The sequence below is a fragment of the Paenibacillus sp. A3M_27_13 genome (assembly GCF_024213315.1).
GTDB lineage: Bacteria > Bacillota > Bacilli > Paenibacillales > Paenibacillaceae > Paenibacillus > Paenibacillus polymyxa_B.
On sequence record NZ_JANAVE010000026.1, the window covers coordinates 1 to 679 of the forward strand.

The window sequence follows — 679 nt, forward strand, 5'->3', positions numbered from 1 at the left end:
CCGGTGCGAGGACAGTGTCAGGTGGGCAGTTTGACTGGGGCGGTCGCCTCCTAAAGAGTAACGGAGGCGCCCCAAGGTTCCCTCAGAATGGTTGGAAATCATTCGAAGAGTGCAAAGGCAGAAGGGAGCTTGACTGCGAGACCTACAAGTCGAGCAGGGACGAAAGTCGGGCTTAGTGATCCGGTGGTACCGCATGGAAGGGCCATCGCTCAACGGATAAAAGCTACCCTGGGGATAACAGGCTTATCTCCCCCAAGAGTCCACATCGACGGGGAGGTTTGGCACCTCGATGTCGGCTCATCGCATCCTGGGGCTGAAGTAGGTCCCAAGGGTTGGGCTGTTCGCCCATTAAAGCGGTACGCGAGCTGGGTTCAGAACGTCGTGAGACAGTTCGGTCCCTATCTGTCGTGGGCGTAGGAAATTTGAGAGGAGCTGTCCTTAGTACGAGAGGACCGGGATGGACGTACCGCTGGTGTACCAGTTGTTCCGCCAGGAGCACCGCTGGGTAGCTATGTACGGAAGGGATAAGCGCTGAAAGCATCTAAGCGTGAAGCCCCCCTCAAGATGAGATTTCCCAATTAGTAAGACCCCTTGAAGACGACGAGGTAGATAGGTTGGGGGTGGAAGTGCAGTAATGCATGGAGCTGACCAATACTAATCGGTCGAGGGCTTATCCTAA

Annotated in this window: 1 rRNA gene; it reads left to right on the forward strand. The window is 55.5% G+C overall.

Annotated elements, in window-relative coordinates:
* Positions 1-678 (forward strand): 23S ribosomal RNA (locus tag NLX82_RS27455); the annotation flags it as partial.
* Between the last annotated feature and the right edge of the window lies 1 nt (position 679).